Origin of the sequence: Mycolicibacter acidiphilus (genome assembly GCF_018455725.1) — a bacterium.
GTDB classification, from domain to species: Bacteria; Actinomycetota; Actinomycetes; order Mycobacteriales; family Mycobacteriaceae; genus Mycobacterium; species Mycobacterium acidiphilum.
Window position 1 is genome coordinate 1 of record NZ_JAHCLR010000019.1, and the last position, 16866, is coordinate 16866.

Consider the following 16866-nt stretch of genomic DNA (forward strand, 5'->3'; position numbering starts at 1 on the left):
GAATATCCGCAGGTAGTGGTGGGCGTGTTCGGCCAGTCGGAGGACGTCGCGTATCGGTAGCCAGGTGCCGCCGCCGGTGTGGGCTTTGCCGATTCCGGTTTCGAGTTCGGCGAGGCTGGTCGAGACGATGATGGTGGCGGGCAGTCCGTTGTGCTGGCCGAGGTCACCGGAGGCCAGCATGGCGCGTCCGAGGGCGGTGAGGGCGTCGTGGTTGCGTTGACCGGCGCTGCGGTGGTCGTTGTCGATCGCGGCCTGTGATGGGGTGCCGTCGACGGTGGGGGTGTCGTCGGCGGGGTTGCACATGCCGGGGCCGGCGAGTTTGGCGAAGACGGCGTCGAGGGTGGCGCGGGCTTGCGGGTCGAGGTGGCCGCTGATCTTGGTCATCCCGTCGGCGTCTTGCTTGCCCAGGGTCAGGCTGCGTTTGCGGGCCCGGTCCTCATCGGAGAAGTTGCCGTCGGGGTTGAGGTGGTCATAGAGACGGGCGGCGAGTTTGGCCAACTCATCGGGGCGGTGCTCGCTGGCCAGGTGAGCCAGGTGGGTTTCGGCCTCCTCTCGGGTGCCGAGGGCGACGGCGGCGGGCAGGTGGTCGAAGAAGTCGCGGATGACCTGTACGTGGGACTGGCCGAGTAGGCCGTTGCGCTGGGCGGTGGCGGTGGCCGGCAGTGCCGGGGGCAGGGGTTCCCCGGTGAGCGCACGCCGCGGACCGAGGTCGGCGGCGTCGGCGATGCGGCCACGGGCTTCGCTGCGGGTGATCCGAAGCCGATCAGCGAGCACCCAGGCCGGTTCGCCGCCCAGGTCGGCGCGGTCAGCGATGGTGACGGCGTTGACCAGGGGATGTTCGACCGCCGGCAGCCGACGCCGCAGCGTCTCACAGCGCTCCAGCAGGGCCAGTTGCTCGGGGGTGGTCAGTGCATCGAAGTCCAGTTCCAGGGCCCGGTCCAGATCAGCGGCCAGGGCCTGGAAGATCCCCAGCACCCCATCCCGATCGATCGAACGCATGTGCTAATAGTACGAGTCCCCACCGACACAAAACCGAGGCCAAAGCCACAGTGACGCAAGCGAAATCAGTGGCTTATGAGGCCAGCGCCGGCCGTCACCGCACCCTGGATTCCGCTCGACACACCGGCACGATTTCGGCTGAATCGGCCGCGCCGGGGCCGTCGACACGGCAGGCTGTCGCCATGACGAACCGCACCGGCCGTATCCTCCGGCGAGCAGCGGCCGCACTCGCGCTGGCGCTGGTGGTCGGCGGCTGCTCAAGCGCGCCGCACCAGCGCACCATCACCCTGACCCTGATCCGGCACGCGGAGTCGGTGGCCAACGCCGACGGCGTCATCGACACCACGGTGCCCGGCCCCGACCTCACCGAGAAGGGCCGCACGCAGGCGCAGAACATCGCGCACGAACTGCAGCACAACCGCTACGACGGCGTCTACGCCTCGTCGATGGTGCGCAGCCAGCAGACCGCCGCCCCGCTGGCCCAGGAACTCGGCCGTCAGGTGCAGGTGCTGCCCGGGCTGCGTGAGATCAACGCCGGTTGGTTCGAGAACAAGCCGTCGTCGATGAGCGACTCGACGTACCTGGTGGCCCCGGAGGGCTGGATCCGCGGCGAGCGGACCGAAACCATCCCGGGCTCGATCGACGGCAACCAGTTCAACGACGAGTTCACCGCCGCGGTCCGGCGGATCTACGACACCGGCGACAGCAACCCGGTCGCGTTCTCGCACGGCGCGGCGATCATGACCTGGGTGCTGATGAACGTGAAGAACCCGCGCGACGAGCTGATGACCGATCACCAGCTGCCCAACGTCGGCCGCGTGGTCATCACCGGCAGCCCCGTCACCGGCTGGAAGCTGGTCGACTGGGACGGGATCCGCGCATTCAACTGAGTTGATGCGCACCTGTTGACGCGACCGCCGACAGCGGTCACGATGACCCCATGCGATATGTCGTTACCGGCGGTACCGGGTTTATCGGACGACGTGCGGTGTCCCGGCTGTTGGAAACCCGGCCCGACGCCGACGTCCGCGTGCTGGTGCGCCGGGAGTCGTTGAGCCGGTTCGAGCAGCTGGCCACCGAGTGGGGTGAGCGGGTGAAGCCGCTGGTCGGTGACCTGACCGTGGCGGATCTCGGGCTGACCGACACGGTGCTCGACGAACTCGGCGCCGTCGACCACGTCCTGCACTGCGCCGCGATCTACGACATCACCGCCGGGGAGGCCGAGCAGCGGGCGGCGAACGTGGAGGGCACCCGCGCAGTGATCGGGCTGGCTCGCCGCTGCGGCGCCACCCTGCACCACGTGTCGTCGATCGCGGTGGCCGGCGACTTCCGCGGTGAGTACACCGAGGCCGACTTCGACGTCGATCAGCGGCTGCCGACGCCGTATCACCAGACCAAGTTCGAGGCGGAGCAACTGGTGCGGTCGACGGCCGGGCTGCGCTTCCGGGTGTATCGGCCGGCGGTGGTGGTGGGCAACTCGCGCACCGGCGAGATGGACAAGGTCGACGGGCCGTACTACTTCTTCCCGCTGCTGGCCAAGCTGGCGCTGCTACCCGGGTTCACCCCGATGGCACTGCCCGACACCGGGCGCACGAACGTCGTCCCGGTCGACTACGTCGTCGACGCGCTCATCGAGTTGATGCACGCCGACGGACGCGACGGTGCGACGTTCCACCTGACCGCGCCGAAAACCATTGGACTGCCCGACATTTACCGCGGGGTGGCGCGGGCAGCCGGGTTGCCGCCGCTGCGGGCGAAATTACCGGGCGCGGTGGCCGCCCCGGTGCTGGGCGCTCGCGGCCCGGTCCGGGTGTGGCGCAACATGATCGCCACCCAGCTCGGCCTGCCGGCCGAGATCCTCGACCTGGTCGACCTGAAGCCGACGTTCATCGCCGACGCCACGCGGGACGCGTTGCAGGGCACCGGGATCGAGGTGCCGGAGTTCACGGCGTACGCACCGGCACTGTGGCGGTACTGGGCGGAGCACCTGGACCCCGACCGGGCCCGTCGCGACGACCCGGGCGGACCACTGGTCGGCCGGCACGTGGTCATCACCGGAGCCTCCAGCGGCATCGGGCGCGCGTCGGCGATCGCGGTCGCCGAACGCGGCGGCGTGGTGTTCGCGCTGGCCCGCAACGGTGCGGCACTGGACGACCTGGTCGCCGAGATCCGCGCGGCCGGCGGGCAGGCGCACGCATTCACCTGCGACGTAACCGATTCGGCGTCAGTGGAGCACACCGTCAAGGACATCCTGGGCCGGTTCGACCATGTGGACTACCTGGTGAACAACGCCGGCCGGTCGATCCGCCGCTCGGTGGTCAACTCCACCGACCGACTGCACGACTACGAGCGGACGATGGCGGTGAACTACTTCGGTGCGGTGCGGATGGTGCTGGCGCTGCTGCCGCACTGGCGGGAGCGCCGGTTCGGGCACGTCGTCAACATCTCCAGCGAGGGCGTGCTGGGACACAGCCCCAAGTACAGCGCGTACGTGCCGACCAAGGCGGCGCTGGACGCGTTCGCCGACGTGGTGTCCACCGAAACCCTGTCGGACCACATCACGTTCACCACCATCCACATGCCGCTGGTGGCCACGCCGATGATCGCGCCGTCCCGAAAGATGTTCCCGGTCGGCGCGATCAGCGCGGAGCACGCCGCGGCGATGGTGGTGCGCGGCCTGGTGGAGAAACCGGACCGCATCGACACCCCGCTGGGCACGCTGGCCGAGGCCGGCAACTACCTCACCCCCGGCCTGGCCCGCCGGCTGCTGCATCAGCTGTACCTGGGTTACCCGGATTCCGCGGCGGCACGCGGCGTCGCCCCAGCCGAGGACGCCGCTCCCCCGCGGCGGCCGCAGCGCCGGCCGAAGCACCCGGTGATCCGGCCGTTGCGGACGTCGCTGCGGGTGCCCCGGCCGGTCCGGCGTGCGGTGCGACTGGTACCCGGCGTCTACTGGTGAGCTGAGAGCGCGGCGCGCACCCGGACCCGGCCTGCTTCGTCGATCGGGCGCAGCGGGCGCGGCAGGAAGTCCGAATCGGCCAGGCCGAGTTCGCCGGCGATCGCCGCGGCCACCCGGGCGCTGCCGTAGTCGGCGTACAGCCGCCAGATCGACTGCAGCGACGCCGAGATCTCCCGCGCTGCAACGGCGTCCCCACTCGAAGCCGCCCGCAGCAGTGCCAGCGCCGGTGCCGGCAGCAGCCCGGCGATCACCGAGTACCAGGCGTCGCACCCGGCGAGCAGCCCGTCGACGGCGAACGGATCACCGGAGACGCCGATCGTGACGTGCGCCGGCAGCACCTTGCGCAGCGTCGCCGCCCGCTGCCCCGCCGGCAGGTCACCGACCGGGGCGCCGGGGATCTTCACCGACGCCACGTTCGGCAGCGCGGCGATCTCGGCCAGCAGCTCGTCATCGAAGGTGAATCCGGTGGTCACCGGGTTGTCGTAAACACACAGCGGCACGGTCAGTTCCGCGGTCACGTCGGTGTACAGGCCGAGCACCTCCGCGCGGGTCAGCGGCTGGTAGGACACCGGCGCGAGCAGCACCCCAGCCACCCCTGCCGCCTGCACCGCCTCAGTGAGGGTCAGCACGTCGTCGGTGGACAGCGCCCCGACACTGGTGAGCACCGGGACGCTCCCGGCCGCATCGACGGCCGCCGCTGTCAGCCGGACCCGTTCGGCGACCGGCAGATAGGCGTAGTGCCCGGTGGAGCCCAGCGCGCAGATCGAGTCCACCCCGGCGTCGGCCAGGCGCCCGATGATGCCCCGGAAGGCGTCCTCGTCGGCGCCGCCCGGGGTCAGCGGGGTGGGTGGGAATGCGCACAGGCCGGTGAAGTCCATCCGGCCATCCTTGCCGATGCTCAGATCAGCATCCGCAGCGGATGTTCGAGCAGCCGCACCAGATCCTGCAGGAACGCCGCCCCGGCGGCACCGTCGAGTACCCGGTGGTCGACGGTGAGCGTCAACCGCATCCTGCTGGCCGCGGCGAACTGTCCGTCGCGCACCACCGCTTCCTCGGTGACGGTGCCGACCGCCAGGATCGCGGCCTCCGGCGGGTTGATGACGGCAGTGAACGACTCGATGTCATACATGCCGAGGTTGCTGATCGTGAACGTGCCGCCGGACAACTCGGCCGGACTGAGCCGGCCGTTGCGGGCCCGTCCGATCAGTTCGTGTGCCGCCGTGGCGATCTCGGTGAGACTCTTGTGGTTCGCGTCGGCGATCACCGGCACCAGCAGGCCGGCGTCGGCGGCGACCGCGCACCCGATGTTGACCCGGCGGTGGCGGATCAGGTGATCGCCACCCCAGGACGAGTTGACCTCCGGGTGACCGACCAGGGTGACCGCGCACGCCCGGATCAGCAGATCGGTGACGCTGATCTTCGACGCCCCGGCGGGCCGGTCGGCGTTCAACTCCGCACGCAGCGTCTCCAACGCACCGACGTCCGCGACGGCCGTGAGGTAGAAGTGCGGTGCCGCAGCGCTTTCGGTGAGCCGCTGCGCGGTGATCCGGCGGATCGAGGTCAGCGGCACCCGCTCGTCACCGTCGAGCCCGGGCGTCGGGGCGCTGCGGGTCGGCACCAGCACACCCGAAGCAGCACTGGGCTTCTCGTTGATCAGCGCGTCGATGTCCGCCCGGACAATTCGCCCGTCCGGGCCGGTGCCGGTGACCGTGGAGAGGTCGATGTCGTGTTCGCGGGCGAGCCGCCGCACCAGCGGGGTGGCCCGCAGGTGCGATTCGTCGACGGGTTGCGCCTGCGTCGGGATGTGCACGGCGGCAGCTGGTTTCGGGGGCTGCTCAACCTGTGCCGACTCAGCGGCCTGCCCTGCCTGCGACGGCTCGCCGATCACCGCGATCGGCTGCCCGATCGGCACCGTCGACCCTTCGGGGGCGATGATCCGGGTCAGCACCCCGGAGTCGTAGGCCTCCAATTCCATCGTCGCCTTGTCGGTCTCGATCTCGGCGAGGATGTCACCGCGGCGCACGGTGTCACCTTCGTGCACCAGCCAGGAGCTGATGACACCTTCGGTCATGGTGTCCGACAGCCGCGGCATCGTGACATCCGGCATCAGCGGCCTCCTCCCGAGTAGGTGAACCGGGTGGCGTCGAGTACCTCGCGGATCACCCGGGCCAGGTCGGCGGCGTCGGGCAGTGCCGCGTTCTCCAGCGGTTTGGCGTACGGCAGCGGGATCTCGGCGGCCGCGACCCGGCGCACCGGGGCGTCGAGGTAGTCGAAGGCTCCCTCGGCGATGGTCGCGGCGATCTCCGCGCCGATGCCGTAGGTCAGCCAATCATCTTCCAGCACAACGGCTCGGGTGGTCTTGCGCACCGAGGCGCAGATCGTCTCCCGGTCCAGCGGCCGCAGGCTGGACAGGTCCACCACCTCGATCGAAACGCCCTGTTCGGCGAACCGGCGGGCGACGTCCAGCGCGATCAACGTGGCCCGCGAATAGGACACCACCGTCAGATCGGTGCCCTCCCGCAGGATCGACGCCCGGCCGATCTCGGCGAGCTGCTCGCCGTCGGGCACCTCGCCCTTGGTGTTGTACAGCGCCAGGTTCTCCAGGAACAGCACCGGATCGTCGTCGCGGATCGCGGTGGTCAGCATGGCTTTTGCCGCGGCGGGGGTGGCCGGGGCGACGACCTTCATGCCGGGCACGTGCGCGTAGTAGACCTCGAGGTTCTGCGAGTGGGTGGCCGCGAGCTGCTGGCCACCGCCGCCGGGGGTGCGGATCACCATCGGCACGTTGACCTGTCCGGCGAACATCGCGTGCAGCTTGGCGGCGTGGTTGACGATCTGGTCGATCGCCAGCAGTGAGAAGTTGATCGTCATGATCTCCACCACCGGGCGCATCCCGAGCATCGCCGCCCCGGTGGCCACGCCGGTGAAACCGCCCTCGCAGATCGGGGTGTCGATCACCCGGGTCGGACCGAATTCGGCGAGCAGCCCGGCGGTGATCTTGTAGGAGCCCTCGAAGACGCCGATCTCCTCGCCGATCAGGATCACCGACTCGTCGCGCAGCAACTCGGCGCGCAGCGTGTCGTGCAGCGCCTGGCGGTAGGTCAGCTCGGTCATAGGATCGGCTCGCCCGGAAGCCGGTGCGGCGCATTGGCGACCGGGGTGGCGTAGGCGTAGGTGAACAGCTGGGCGATATCGGGGTCGGGGCTGGCGTCGGCGAAGTCCACCGCGGCGTCGACGGTGGCCACCGCGTCGTCTTCGATGGCGCACGCCCCGGTCTCGTCGAGCACTCCGGTGTCGATCAGATGCGCCCGGAACGCCGGCACCGGGTCGAGTTCGCGCACCCGTTCGGTCTCGGCACGGCTGCGGTACTTGGCCGGGTCCACCACCGAGTGCCCGCGCAGTCGCTGGCTGACCGCCTCGACCAGACCCGGCTGGCGCTGCGTGCGGGCGCGGTCCAGTGCGGCGGTGGCGGCGTCGCGCACCGCGAGCACGTCGTCGCCGTCGACCCGCACCCCCGGAATCCGGTAGGAGGCGCCGCGTTTGTACAGATCCGGTTCGGCAGCGGCCTTGTCTACCGGGGTGCCCATGCCCAGTCCGTTGTTGACGATCACGTATACGATCGGCAGCCGCCACAGCCCGGCCAGGTTCAGCGCCTCGTGGAACGAGCCGATGTTGGTGGTGCCGTCACCGAGCAGGCACATCACCGCCTCGGCGTCCGGGCCGGGTTCGCCGCGGTAGGTCAGGGCCAGCGCCGCCCCGGTGGCCGGCGGAATCTGGCCGCCGACAATGCCGTAACCGCCGAGCATCCGCAGTTTCACGTCGAACAGGTGCATGGAGCCGCCGCGGCCGCCGGACACCCCGGTGACCTTGCCGAACAGTTCGGCCATGATGCGGCCGGGTTCCATCCCGCGGGCCAGCGCGTACCCGTGCTCGCGGTAGGTGGTGAACAGGTAGTCGCGCTGCTGCAGGGCGGCCATCAGCCCGACGACGGTGGCCTCCTCGCCGAGGTTGAGGTGACAGTAGCCGCCGATCTTGGCCCGCTGGTACATCTGCGACGCGCGCAGTTCGAATTCCCGGATCAACGCCATCTGCCGGTAGTAGCCGCACAGGGTCTGTGCGGGCTCCGTTGCGGCAGCAGGCATTTCAGGCACCGGGCGGTTGCTCCTGCAGTTCGAACCCGTCACCGGGAGCGTGGCAGCGCGGGCATTTCTCCGGCGGCCGCCCGCCGCGCACCGGTTCGCCGCAGACCCGGCACACCCATTCGGTGGCCAGCGTCGCCAGCACGTCGTGCCGGCTGACGATCCCCACCAGGCGGCCCTGCGCCATCACCGGCACCCCGCGGATGCGGCGGTCGATCAGCAGGTGGCGGACGTCGTCAATGGTGGAGTCGGCGCTGACGGTGATCACCGCGGTGGTCATCACGTCACGGGCGGTCTGTCCGGCCTTGGCCAGCAGGTCGTATTCGCTGACCATGCCCAGTACCGCGCCGCCGTCGTCGACCACCGGCGCGGTGCTGATCCGACGTCGGGTCAGGGTCTCGGCCGCGTGTTGGGTTGTGTCACCGGGGCTTAACGTCGCAACCGGCGAGGACATGATGTCGCCGGCTGTGATCGGGTGCACATCGGAAAGCCTACGCCGAAAACGGCACGCGGGGCGTGGGTATCGTCGGAGCGGTGAGCTCAGTGGACCCGGTCTTCGCCGACGTCGACACCGGCGTGGACGACGCGATCGCGCTGGTCTACCTGCTGGCCAGCGAGGCCGACCTGGTGGGGATCGCCTGCACTGGCGGCAACGTTGCGGTGCAACAGGTTTGCGCGAACAACCTGGCGCTGCTTGCGCTGTGCGGGGCGACCGGCGTTCCGGTGTCCCGCGGAGCCGAGGCGCCGCCGGTGCTGACCGCCGAGCACATCCACGGGCCGCAGGGGCTGGGGTACGCCGAGCTTGCGCCCGGCACCGGCGCACTGACCGGGTATGACGCTGCGACGGCCTGGATCTCCGCCGCACGCGATCACCCGGGACGGCTGGTCGGCCTGGTCAGCGGACCGTTGACGAACCTGGCGTTGGCGCTGCGGGCCGAACCGGCGTTGCCGACGCTGCTCGACCGGCTGGTGATCATGGGCGGGGTGTTCAGCGGCGAACGGGCGAGCCGGGCGGAGTTCAACATCGGGGCGGATCCGCAGGCCGCGGCCGAGGTGTTCGCGGCGTGGGGTGCGGTTGCGCCGCAGCGACTCCCGATCGTCTGCGGGCTGGATGTGACGCAGCGCGTCGCGATGACGCCGGCGACCCTGGAGCGGCTGGCGGCGGTTGCAGGTTCGTCGAATCCGCTGGTCCGGTTCATCAGCGACGCGCTGCGGTTCTACTTCGAGGCGCATGACGCCCGCGGGCACGGCTACCTGGCCTACCTGCACGACCCGCTGGCCGCGGCGGTCGCCCTGGAGCCGGGGTTGCTCACCACCCGGCCGGCGGCGGTGGGTGTTGAACTGGCGGCACCGGATTGCGGCCGCACCGTCGCGGACTGGGCGGCCTCGCAGCCCAACGCGCTGATCGGCGTCGACATCGATCCGGCGACGGTCCTCGACCGAATGGTCGACCGGATCGGTGCGTTCGCCCGCCGACTGGGCTGATCCCGGGCCTATTCGTAGCTGCCCTCCAGATACCACTGCCGCCGGCGGTAGCACAGCAGCAGCGCCGCACCGGGCTCCCCGTCCGGGGCGTCCAGCAGCGCCTGTACCCGGGCGGTGCGTCCCGAGCCCGAACCGGCCCCGGCACCGGTCCGCTCCGGGTCCCACCACCGCTCGTCGACCAGCCAGGGCCCGGCCCACCAGCGCAGCCGGTCGTCCCGGCCGCGGGCGATCAGCCGCACCGGGTCGGCGGAGAACATTCCCCGGCCGGTGACCCGGATCGGGTTGCGGTCGGCGTCGAGCAGTTCCACCGGGTCGTCATGGAGCACCGTCGGCGACGGCCCGGGCAGCCGACCGGGCCACGGCTGGCGCGGGTCGGCCAGCGGGATCGGCTCATCACCCAGCGGGGTGAAGGTGATGCGCTCGGCCGGGCCGCGGCCGCCGGACAGCACCGGCACCCGCACCGACTCCTGCCCGAGCAGGCCCTGCACCCGGGTCAGCGCCCGGCGGGCTCGCAGCCGGTCCTCCTCACCGAGGCCGCCCCAGAGCGGCAGCTGCAGCGCTGTGACATCGGAGAGCACCTCCACCGGCTGCAGCCGCAGCACCGTCAGCGGCCCCGACGGCCGGTCCCGGGTGTCCCGGGAGTTCAGCCAGCCGTCCAGCTGCCAGCGCACCCGGTCGGCGGTGGCGTCCTCGGTCAGCGGTTCGGCGCACCGCCATACCCGGGTCAGCTCCGCCCCGTCGGCGGTGACGGCGTGGATGGCCAGCCGGGTGCAGCCGACCCCGGCGCTCAGCAGCGCCCGGTGCAACTCCCCGGCCAGGGCGCGGCCGGCGAACGCCGCGGCGTCCACCCGGTCGATCGGCGGGTCGCAGTGCAGCACCGCGTCGAGGTCCGGCGGCGGCGTCCGTCCGACCGGCCCGCGCTCCGACTCACCGCGGGCCAGCCGGTGCGCGATCACCGCGTCGGGGCCGAACCGCGATGTGACATCGGTGCGGGGCAACCCCGCGAACTGCCCGACGGTGCGAATCCCCAACCGCCACAGCAGATCCACCAGGTCGTCGCGGCCCGGGCCGGAGAGGCTTGGTTCGGCGGCCAGCTGCCGGGTCGACAGCGCCGACAGGAACCGCGCGTCACCGCCGGGCTCCACCACCGCCCCGGCGCGGGCGGCGAACACCGCGGTGGAGAGCTGGTCGGCGATCCCCACCTGGCATTCGACGCCGGTGTCCGTGCTGACGGCCACCGCATCGATGAGACGTTCGGCGGCCTGCTGCTCGGAGCCGAAGGCCCGGGCGGCGCCGCGCACCGACACCACCAGCAGGCCGGGCCGCAGCACCTCGACGTGAGGCACCTCGTCCTCGACCGCGGCGACCACCGGCTCGAAGAACCGGGCGTCGCGGTCGGCGTCGGCGGACGTCACGTGCAGCTGCGGGCAGCGGGCCGCCGCCTCCCGCCGGCGCAGCCCGCGCCGCACCCCGGCCGCCCGGGCCGCCGCCGAGCAGGCGATCACCCGGTTGGCCAGGGTGACCGCGATCGGGGCGGTCGCCGGCAGCCCGGCCGCGGCCGCGGCGGCGACCGCCGGCCAATCCATGCACCAGACCGCCAATACCCGGGACGGCACCGCACTGCCCGGCACTAGCCGGCCCGGGTCCGGGCGACGTGACGCCCCCGCGCCCGCACCCCGAGCCGCACCGCGCTGATCCGGCCGAATCCGGGGGTGGCGCACGTCGTCTCATAGCTCCGCACCCGGGCGTCCAGCCGCAACGCCGCGCCCGGCCAGTCGCCGTCGGCGACCAGCAGGGTGCAGCCCCGCTGGCGGGCGCGGGCCGTCACCGCCCGCACCCGCGTCGGCGCCACCGCCCGCCCGGCCAGACCGAGCACCACCAGATCCATGCCGTCCATCAGCACCGCGGCCACCTCCACCGGATCGTTGCCGGGGTCGGGGATCACCGCGACCCGACTCAGATCGGCGCCCATCTCGACCGCGGCCAGCAGCCCGATGTCCGGCTGGCCGACGATGGCGGCATTACCCCCGTCGGCCGTCACCGCGGCCACCATGCCCAGCAGCAGCGAGCGGGCCCCCGACAGCACCGCCACCGTGCCGCGCGACACCCCGCCGGGCAGCACCTCAGTCAGCAGCGCCGGCACCGGCAGCGCGGTCTCCGACACCGGCGCCGACTCCTCCGCCACCGCGGCACCCCGGCTGGACTGGCCCACCTTCCCCGACACCGCCGCCATCTGCCGGCGCAGCTGTTTGAGCTGTTCAGACCGGTTGCCGTGCCGTTGCCCGGAAGCCTCCAATGCAGTAGCCGCCGTCATGATCGCCTCCGGGAAACCTCGAAATCATTCGAAACTATGTTCGATGAATACGAGTGAACACTCCCCCACCGACAACCGTCAAGCCGGGTCGCCACGGGCGTCTCACGGGCCTCGGATGTCACGCCGGCAACGCCACATTACGTCGAGATTGCCGTCAGGGCTGTGGCCGAAGCAGCGGCACAACCGTGGCTGCAATCTCAGTGAGAGCGCGGGTCTCCGCTCACTCCCACTCGATGGTGCCCGGCGGTTTGCTGGTGACGTCCAGCACCACCCGGTTGACCTCGGGCACCTCGTTGGTGATCCGGGTGGAGATCTTCTCCAGCACCTCGTAGGGCACCCGGGTCCAGTCTGCGGTCATGGCGTCCTCGCTGGAGACCGGCCGCAGCACGATCGGGTGCCCGTAGGTGCGGCCGTCACCCTGCACCCCGACCGAGCGGACGTCGGCCAGCAGCACCACCGGGCACTGCCAGATCTGGTGGTCCAGGCCGGCCGCGGTCAGCTCCGCGCGGGCGATCGCGTCGGCGCGGCGCAGCGTGTCCAGCCGCTCGGCGGTCACCTCGCCGACGATCCGGATGCCCAGCCCCGGCCCGGGGAACGGCTGGCGCGCCACGATCTCCTCCGGCAGCCCCAGTTCGCGCCCGACCGCGCGCACCTCGTCCTTGAACAGCAGCCGCAGCGGCTCCACCAGCTTGAACTTCAAGTCGTCAGGCAGCCCGCCGACGTTGTGGTGGCTCTTGATGTTCGCGGTCCCGGCGCCGCCGCCGGACTCCACCACGTCCGGGTAGAGCGTGCCCTGCACCAGGAACTCGATCTCCGCATCGTCGGCCAGGGTGTCGCGCACCGCGCCCTCGAAGGCCCGGATGAACTGTCGGCCGATGATCTTGCGCTTACCCTCGGGGTCGCTCACCCCGCTCAGCGCGCTCAGGAAGGTGTCGGCGACGTCGACGGTGATCAGCCGGGCGCCGGTGGCGGCGACGAAATCGCGTTCCACCTGTTCGCGCTCCCCGGCGCGCAGCAGCCCGTGGTCGACGAACACGCACGTCAGCCGGTCGCCGATCGCGCGCTGCACCAGGGCGGCGGCCACCGCAGAGTCCACCCCACCGGACAGCCCGCAGATCGCATGCCCGTCACCGACCTGCTCACGCACCTGCGCGATCAGCGCGTCGGCGATGTTGGCGGGCGTCCAGGTCGCGTCGATGCCGGCGAACTCGTGCAGGAACCGGCTGAGCACCCGCTGCCCGTACGGGGTGTGCAGCACCTCCGGGTGGTACTGGACACCGGCAAGGCGCCGCGCCCGGTTCTCGAACGCCGCCACCGGGGCGCCTGCCGTGCTGGCCACCACCGCGAAGCCGTCCGGCGCGGCGGTCACCGCGTCGCCGTGGCTCATCCACACCGGCTGGGTCTGCGGCAGGCCCGAATGCAGCTCGCCGCCGGCCACCGTCATCTCGGTGCGGCCGTACTCGCTACCGCCGGTGTGCTCCACGGTGCCGCCGAGGGCCTGCGCCATCGCCTGGAAGCCGTAGCAGATGCCGAACACCGGCACGTCGAGGTCGAACAGCGCCGGGTCCAGCCGCGGGGCGCCGTCGGCGTAGACACTGGCCGGCCCGCCGGACAGCACGATCGCCCGCGGGTCGCGGGCTTTGATCTCCGCGACGGTGGCGGTGTGCGGGAGCACTTCGGAGAACACCCGCGCCTCCCGGACCCGGCGGGCGATCAGTTGGGCGTACTGCGCGCCGAAGTCGATGACCAGTACGGGACGAGAAGAAGGTGTTGACACCGCACAGAGTTTAGTGGCGGCAAAACATAGCCGGGCCGACGGCACGCGTGGTGAAGTGGAGGCCAGCCGCTGGAAGGAGACCCGCGTGTCCGAGCTGCTTGGTCTACCCGGGTCGGTGCACGCCTGCCTGTTCGACCTCGACGGCGTCCTCACCGACACCGCGAGCGTGCACACCGCGGCGTGGCAGGCGATGTTCGACGCGTTCCTGGCGCAGCGCGACGGCCCCGGGTTCACCCCGTTCGACCCGGTCGAGGACTACCGTCGCTACGTCGACGGCCGCAAGCGCGACGACGGGGTGCGGGCGTTCCTAGCCAGCCGCGACATCACCCTGCCCGACGGCGACGCCGACGACCCGCCGGAGGCCGAGACCGTGTACGGCCTGGGCAACCGCAAGAACGCGGCGTTCGCACAGACCCTGCGGGACCGGGGCGCGGAGGTGTTCGAGGGCTCCCGGCGCTACCTGCAGGCGGTCGTCGCCGCCGGTCTGCCCACCGCGGTGGTGTCGGCCAGTGCCAACGCCGGCGAGGTGCTGCGGGTCACCGGGCTGGCGCAGTTCATCAACTGCCGCGTCGACGGGGTGACGCTGCGCACCGAGCACCTGCCCGGTAAACCCGCCCCGGATTCGTTCCTGCGGGCCGCGCAGCTGCTCGGGGTCGCCCCCGACCACGGCGCGGTGTTCGAGGACGCGCTGTCCGGGGTGGCGGCGGGCCGAGCCGGCGGCTTCGGCTTCGTGGTGGGCGTCGACCGGGTCGGGCAGGCCGCGGAGTTGAGCGCCGCCGGTGCCGACGTGGTGGTCGACGATCTGGCGGAACTACTGCGGGAGGGCGAGCGGTGATCTCCGACGAATTCTTTCCGGTCGAGCCGTGGCAGGTGCGCGAGAGCCACCTCGACGTCGACCTGCTGGGGCAGACCGAGGCGCTGTTCGCACTGTCCAACGGGCACATCGGGTTGCGCGGCAACCTCGACGAGGGCGAACCGTACGCCCTGCCCGGCACCTACCTGAACTCGTTCTACGAGGTGCGGCCGCTGCCGTACGCCGAGGCCGGGTACGGCTACCCGGAGGCCGGCCAGACCATCGTCAACGTCACCAACGGCAAGATCATCCGACTGACGGTCGACGACGAACCGTTCGACGTGCGCTACGGCGAGCTGATCGAGCACGAGCGGATCCTGGACCTGCGGGCGGGCACCCTGACCCGCAACGCCCACTGGCGCTCGCCGGCCGGCAAGCAGGTGAGGCTGCGGTCGACCCGGCTGGTGTCGCTGTCGCAGCGCGGTGTCGCCGCCATCGAATACACCGTCGAGGCGGTCGAGGAGTTCGTGCGGGTGACGGTGCAGTCCCAGTTGGTCGCCAACGAGGACCTACCGTCGACGTCCCGCGATCCGCGGGTCGCGGCGATCCTGGAGAGCCCGCTGGAGCCCGTCGAGCACGAGCACACCGACCGGTCCGCGGTGCTGGTGCACCGGACCCGCACCAGCGAGTTGATGATGGCCGCCGGGATGCACCACGAGATCGAGGTGCCCGGCCGGGTTCAGGTGAACACCATGGCGATTCCCGACGTGGCCGGCACCACCGTGGTGTGCGGACTGCGGCCGGGTCAGAAGCTGCGCGTGGTGAAATACCTGGCCTACGGCTGGTCCAGTGAGCGGTCCCGGCCCGCGCTGCGCGACCAGGTGATCGCCGCGTTGACCAGTGCCCGCTACAGCGGCTGGGAGGGGCTGCTGAGCGCCCAGCGGGCCTACCTCGACGATTTCTGGGACGGCGCCGACGTCGAGATCGAAGGCGACCCGGACTGCCAGCAGGCGATCCGGTTCGCGCTCTTCCACATCCTGCAGGCCAGTGCCCGCGCCGAGCGCCGGGCGATCCCGTCGAAGGGCCTCACCGGCAGCGGCTACGACGGCCACACCTTCTGGGACAGTGAGAGTTTCGTCCTGCCGGTGCTCACCTACACCGCTCCGAACGCGGCGGCGGACGCGCTGCGCTGGCGGGCGTCGACGCTGGACCTGGCCAAGGACCGGGCAGCCGAACTGGGCCTGGCCGGAGCGGCGTTCCCGTGGCGGACGATCCGCGGCCAGGAGTGCTCCGGGTACTGGCCGGCCGGCACCGCGGCGTGGCACATCAACGCCGACATCGTGATGGCGTTCGAGCAGTACCGGATCGTCACCGGTGATCGGTCGCTGGAGAACGACGGCCTGGCGGTGCTGGTCGAGACCGCCCGGCTGTGGCTGTCGCTCGGGCACCACGACCGGCACGGGGTCTGGCATATCTACGGGGTGACCGGCCCCGACGAGTACACCGCGATCGTGCGGGACAACGTGTTCACCAACCTGATGGCCGCGCACAACCTGCGCACCGCGGCCCAGGCCTGCGCCCGTCATCCCGACACCGCGCACGAAATGTGCGTCAGCACTGAGGAGATGGCCGCGTGGCGGGCCGCCGCCGACACCGTGCACATTCCCTACGACGAGGAACTCGGCGTGCACCCGCAGTGCGAGGGGTTCACCTCCGGGCCCGAATGGGACTTCGACGGCCGCGACACCTACCCGCTGCTGCTCAACGAACCATACGTGCGGCTGTACCCGGCGCAGGTGGTCAAACAGGCGGACGTGCTGCTGGCGATGCAGTGGCGCAGCCACGCGTTCACCCCAGAACAGAAGGCCCGCAACGTCGACTACTACGAGCGCCGCACGGTGCGCGATTCGTCGCTGTCGGCCTGCACCCAGGCGGTGCTGTGCGCCGAGGTCGGCCACCTGGAACTGGCGCACGACTACACCTACGAGACGGCGCTGATCGACCTGCGCGATCTGCACGACAACACCCGCGAGGGTCTGCACATGGCGGCGCTGGCCGGTGCCTGGACCGCGCTGGTCGCCGGGTTCGGCGGCCTGCGCGACGACGACGGGGTGCTGTCCCTGAACCCGGCCCTGCCCGACGGGATCCGCCGCCTGCAGTTCCGGTTGCGGTGGCAGGGAATTCGGCTCACCGTCGACGCCCACCACACCGAGGTCACCTACACGCTGCGCGACGGGCCGGGCGGCACGCTGACCATCCGGCACGCCGGGGAGGAACTCGAACTGACCACCGAAACACCGGTGACGGTCCCGGTGCGCCGGCGCGAGTCACTGCTGCCGGCCCCGCCGCAACCGCCGGGCCGGGCGCCGACCCACCGGCGCACGCTGGCGCGCTGAACCC

Annotated in this window: 14 protein-coding genes; 5 read left to right on the plus strand and 9 right to left on the minus strand. The window is 71.3% G+C overall.

Annotated elements, in window-relative coordinates:
* Positions 1-999, minus strand: a 999-nt coding sequence (locus tag KIH27_RS10925; protein WP_214092971.1) for a 13E12 repeat family protein, incomplete at its 3' end; no start/stop codon positions are given.
* 182 nt (positions 1000-1181) lie between these two features.
* Here KIH27_RS10925 and KIH27_RS10930 point away from each other — a divergent pair.
* Both KIH27_RS10930 and KIH27_RS10935 read left to right on the plus strand, forming a co-directional pair.
* Complete coding sequence (locus KIH27_RS10930; RefSeq protein WP_214092972.1) at positions 1182-1889, plus strand: histidine phosphatase family protein; 708 nt, start codon at positions 1182-1184, stop codon at positions 1887-1889.
* A gap of 50 nt (positions 1890-1939) precedes the next feature.
* On the plus strand, positions 1940-3958 hold the full coding sequence (locus KIH27_RS10935; protein WP_214092973.1) for an SDR family oxidoreductase: 2019 nt from the start codon (positions 1940-1942) through the stop codon (positions 3956-3958).
* Here the strand turns inward: KIH27_RS10935 and KIH27_RS10940 are convergent.
* Genes KIH27_RS10940 through KIH27_RS10960 form a run of 5 tightly spaced genes read right to left on the minus strand, consistent with a single transcriptional unit; the run spans position 3949 to position 8578 of the window.
* Positions 3949-4836 carry a dihydrodipicolinate synthase family protein gene (locus tag KIH27_RS10940; protein ID WP_214092974.1) on the minus strand — a complete coding sequence of 296 codons (888 nt, stop codon included), beginning with the start codon at positions 4834-4836 and terminating at the stop codon, positions 3949-3951. The genes KIH27_RS10935 and KIH27_RS10940 overlap by 10 nt on opposite strands.
* A gap of 20 nt (positions 4837-4856) precedes the next feature.
* Entirely contained in the window at positions 4857-6065 is a 1209-nt protein-coding gene (locus KIH27_RS10945) for a dihydrolipoamide acetyltransferase family protein (RefSeq protein WP_214092975.1), read from the minus strand.
* The gene (locus KIH27_RS10950) at positions 6065-7072 is read right to left on the minus strand and encodes an alpha-ketoacid dehydrogenase subunit beta (RefSeq protein ID WP_214092976.1); all 1008 of its coding nucleotides are present in this window, start codon (positions 7070-7072) and stop codon (positions 6065-6067) included. Before KIH27_RS10950 ends, KIH27_RS10945 begins: the two co-directional genes overlap by 1 nt.
* Positions 7069-8100 carry a pyruvate dehydrogenase (acetyl-transferring) E1 component subunit alpha gene (gene pdhA / locus KIH27_RS10955; RefSeq protein ID WP_214092977.1) on the minus strand — a complete coding sequence of 344 codons (1032 nt, stop codon included), beginning with the start codon at positions 8098-8100 and terminating at the stop codon, positions 7069-7071. The genes KIH27_RS10950 and pdhA overlap by 4 nt, the downstream gene beginning before the upstream one ends.
* A 1-nt stretch (position 8101) precedes the next feature.
* Positions 8102-8578: a CBS domain-containing protein gene (locus tag KIH27_RS10960; protein WP_214092978.1), complete on the minus strand. Its 477-nt coding sequence runs from the start codon at positions 8576-8578 to the stop codon at positions 8102-8104.
* 53 nt (positions 8579-8631) lie between these two features.
* Here KIH27_RS10960 and KIH27_RS10965 point away from each other — a divergent pair, with 53 nt between their 5' ends.
* Positions 8632-9582, plus strand: a complete 951-nt coding sequence (locus tag KIH27_RS10965; protein WP_214092979.1) for a nucleoside hydrolase — start codon at positions 8632-8634, stop codon at positions 9580-9582.
* 8 nt (positions 9583-9590) lie between these two features.
* Here KIH27_RS10965 and KIH27_RS10970 read toward each other — a convergent pair whose 3' ends face one another.
* From KIH27_RS10970 to guaA, 3 genes are all read right to left on the minus strand, one after another.
* Positions 9591-11168: a DNA polymerase Y family protein gene (locus tag KIH27_RS10970; RefSeq protein ID WP_214092980.1), complete on the minus strand. Its 1578-nt coding sequence runs from the start codon at positions 11166-11168 to the stop codon at positions 9591-9593.
* A 44-nt stretch (positions 11169-11212) separates the two neighbouring features.
* On the minus strand, positions 11213-11896 hold the full coding sequence (gene imuA', locus KIH27_RS10975) for a DnaE2-dependent mutagenesis accessory factor ImuA' (protein ID WP_214092981.1): 684 nt from the start codon (positions 11894-11896) through the stop codon (positions 11213-11215).
* Between the two features lie 220 nt (positions 11897-12116).
* Complete coding sequence (gene guaA / locus KIH27_RS10980) at positions 12117-13673, minus strand: glutamine-hydrolyzing GMP synthase (protein WP_214092982.1); 1557 nt, start codon at positions 13671-13673, stop codon at positions 12117-12119.
* 85 nt (positions 13674-13758) lie between these two features.
* Between guaA and KIH27_RS10985 the strand changes: the two genes are divergently transcribed.
* Together KIH27_RS10985 and KIH27_RS10990 are read left to right on the plus strand one after the other, a co-directional pair.
* The gene (locus KIH27_RS10985; protein ID WP_372451350.1) at positions 13759-14508 is read left to right on the plus strand and encodes a beta-phosphoglucomutase family hydrolase; all 750 of its coding nucleotides are present in this window, start codon (positions 13759-13761) and stop codon (positions 14506-14508) included.
* Positions 14505-16862 carry a glycoside hydrolase family 65 protein gene (locus KIH27_RS10990; RefSeq protein WP_214092984.1) on the plus strand — a complete coding sequence of 786 codons (2358 nt, stop codon included), beginning with the start codon at positions 14505-14507 and terminating at the stop codon, positions 16860-16862. The genes KIH27_RS10985 and KIH27_RS10990 overlap by 4 nt, the downstream gene beginning before the upstream one ends.
* Positions 16863-16866: the final 4 nt, after the last annotated feature.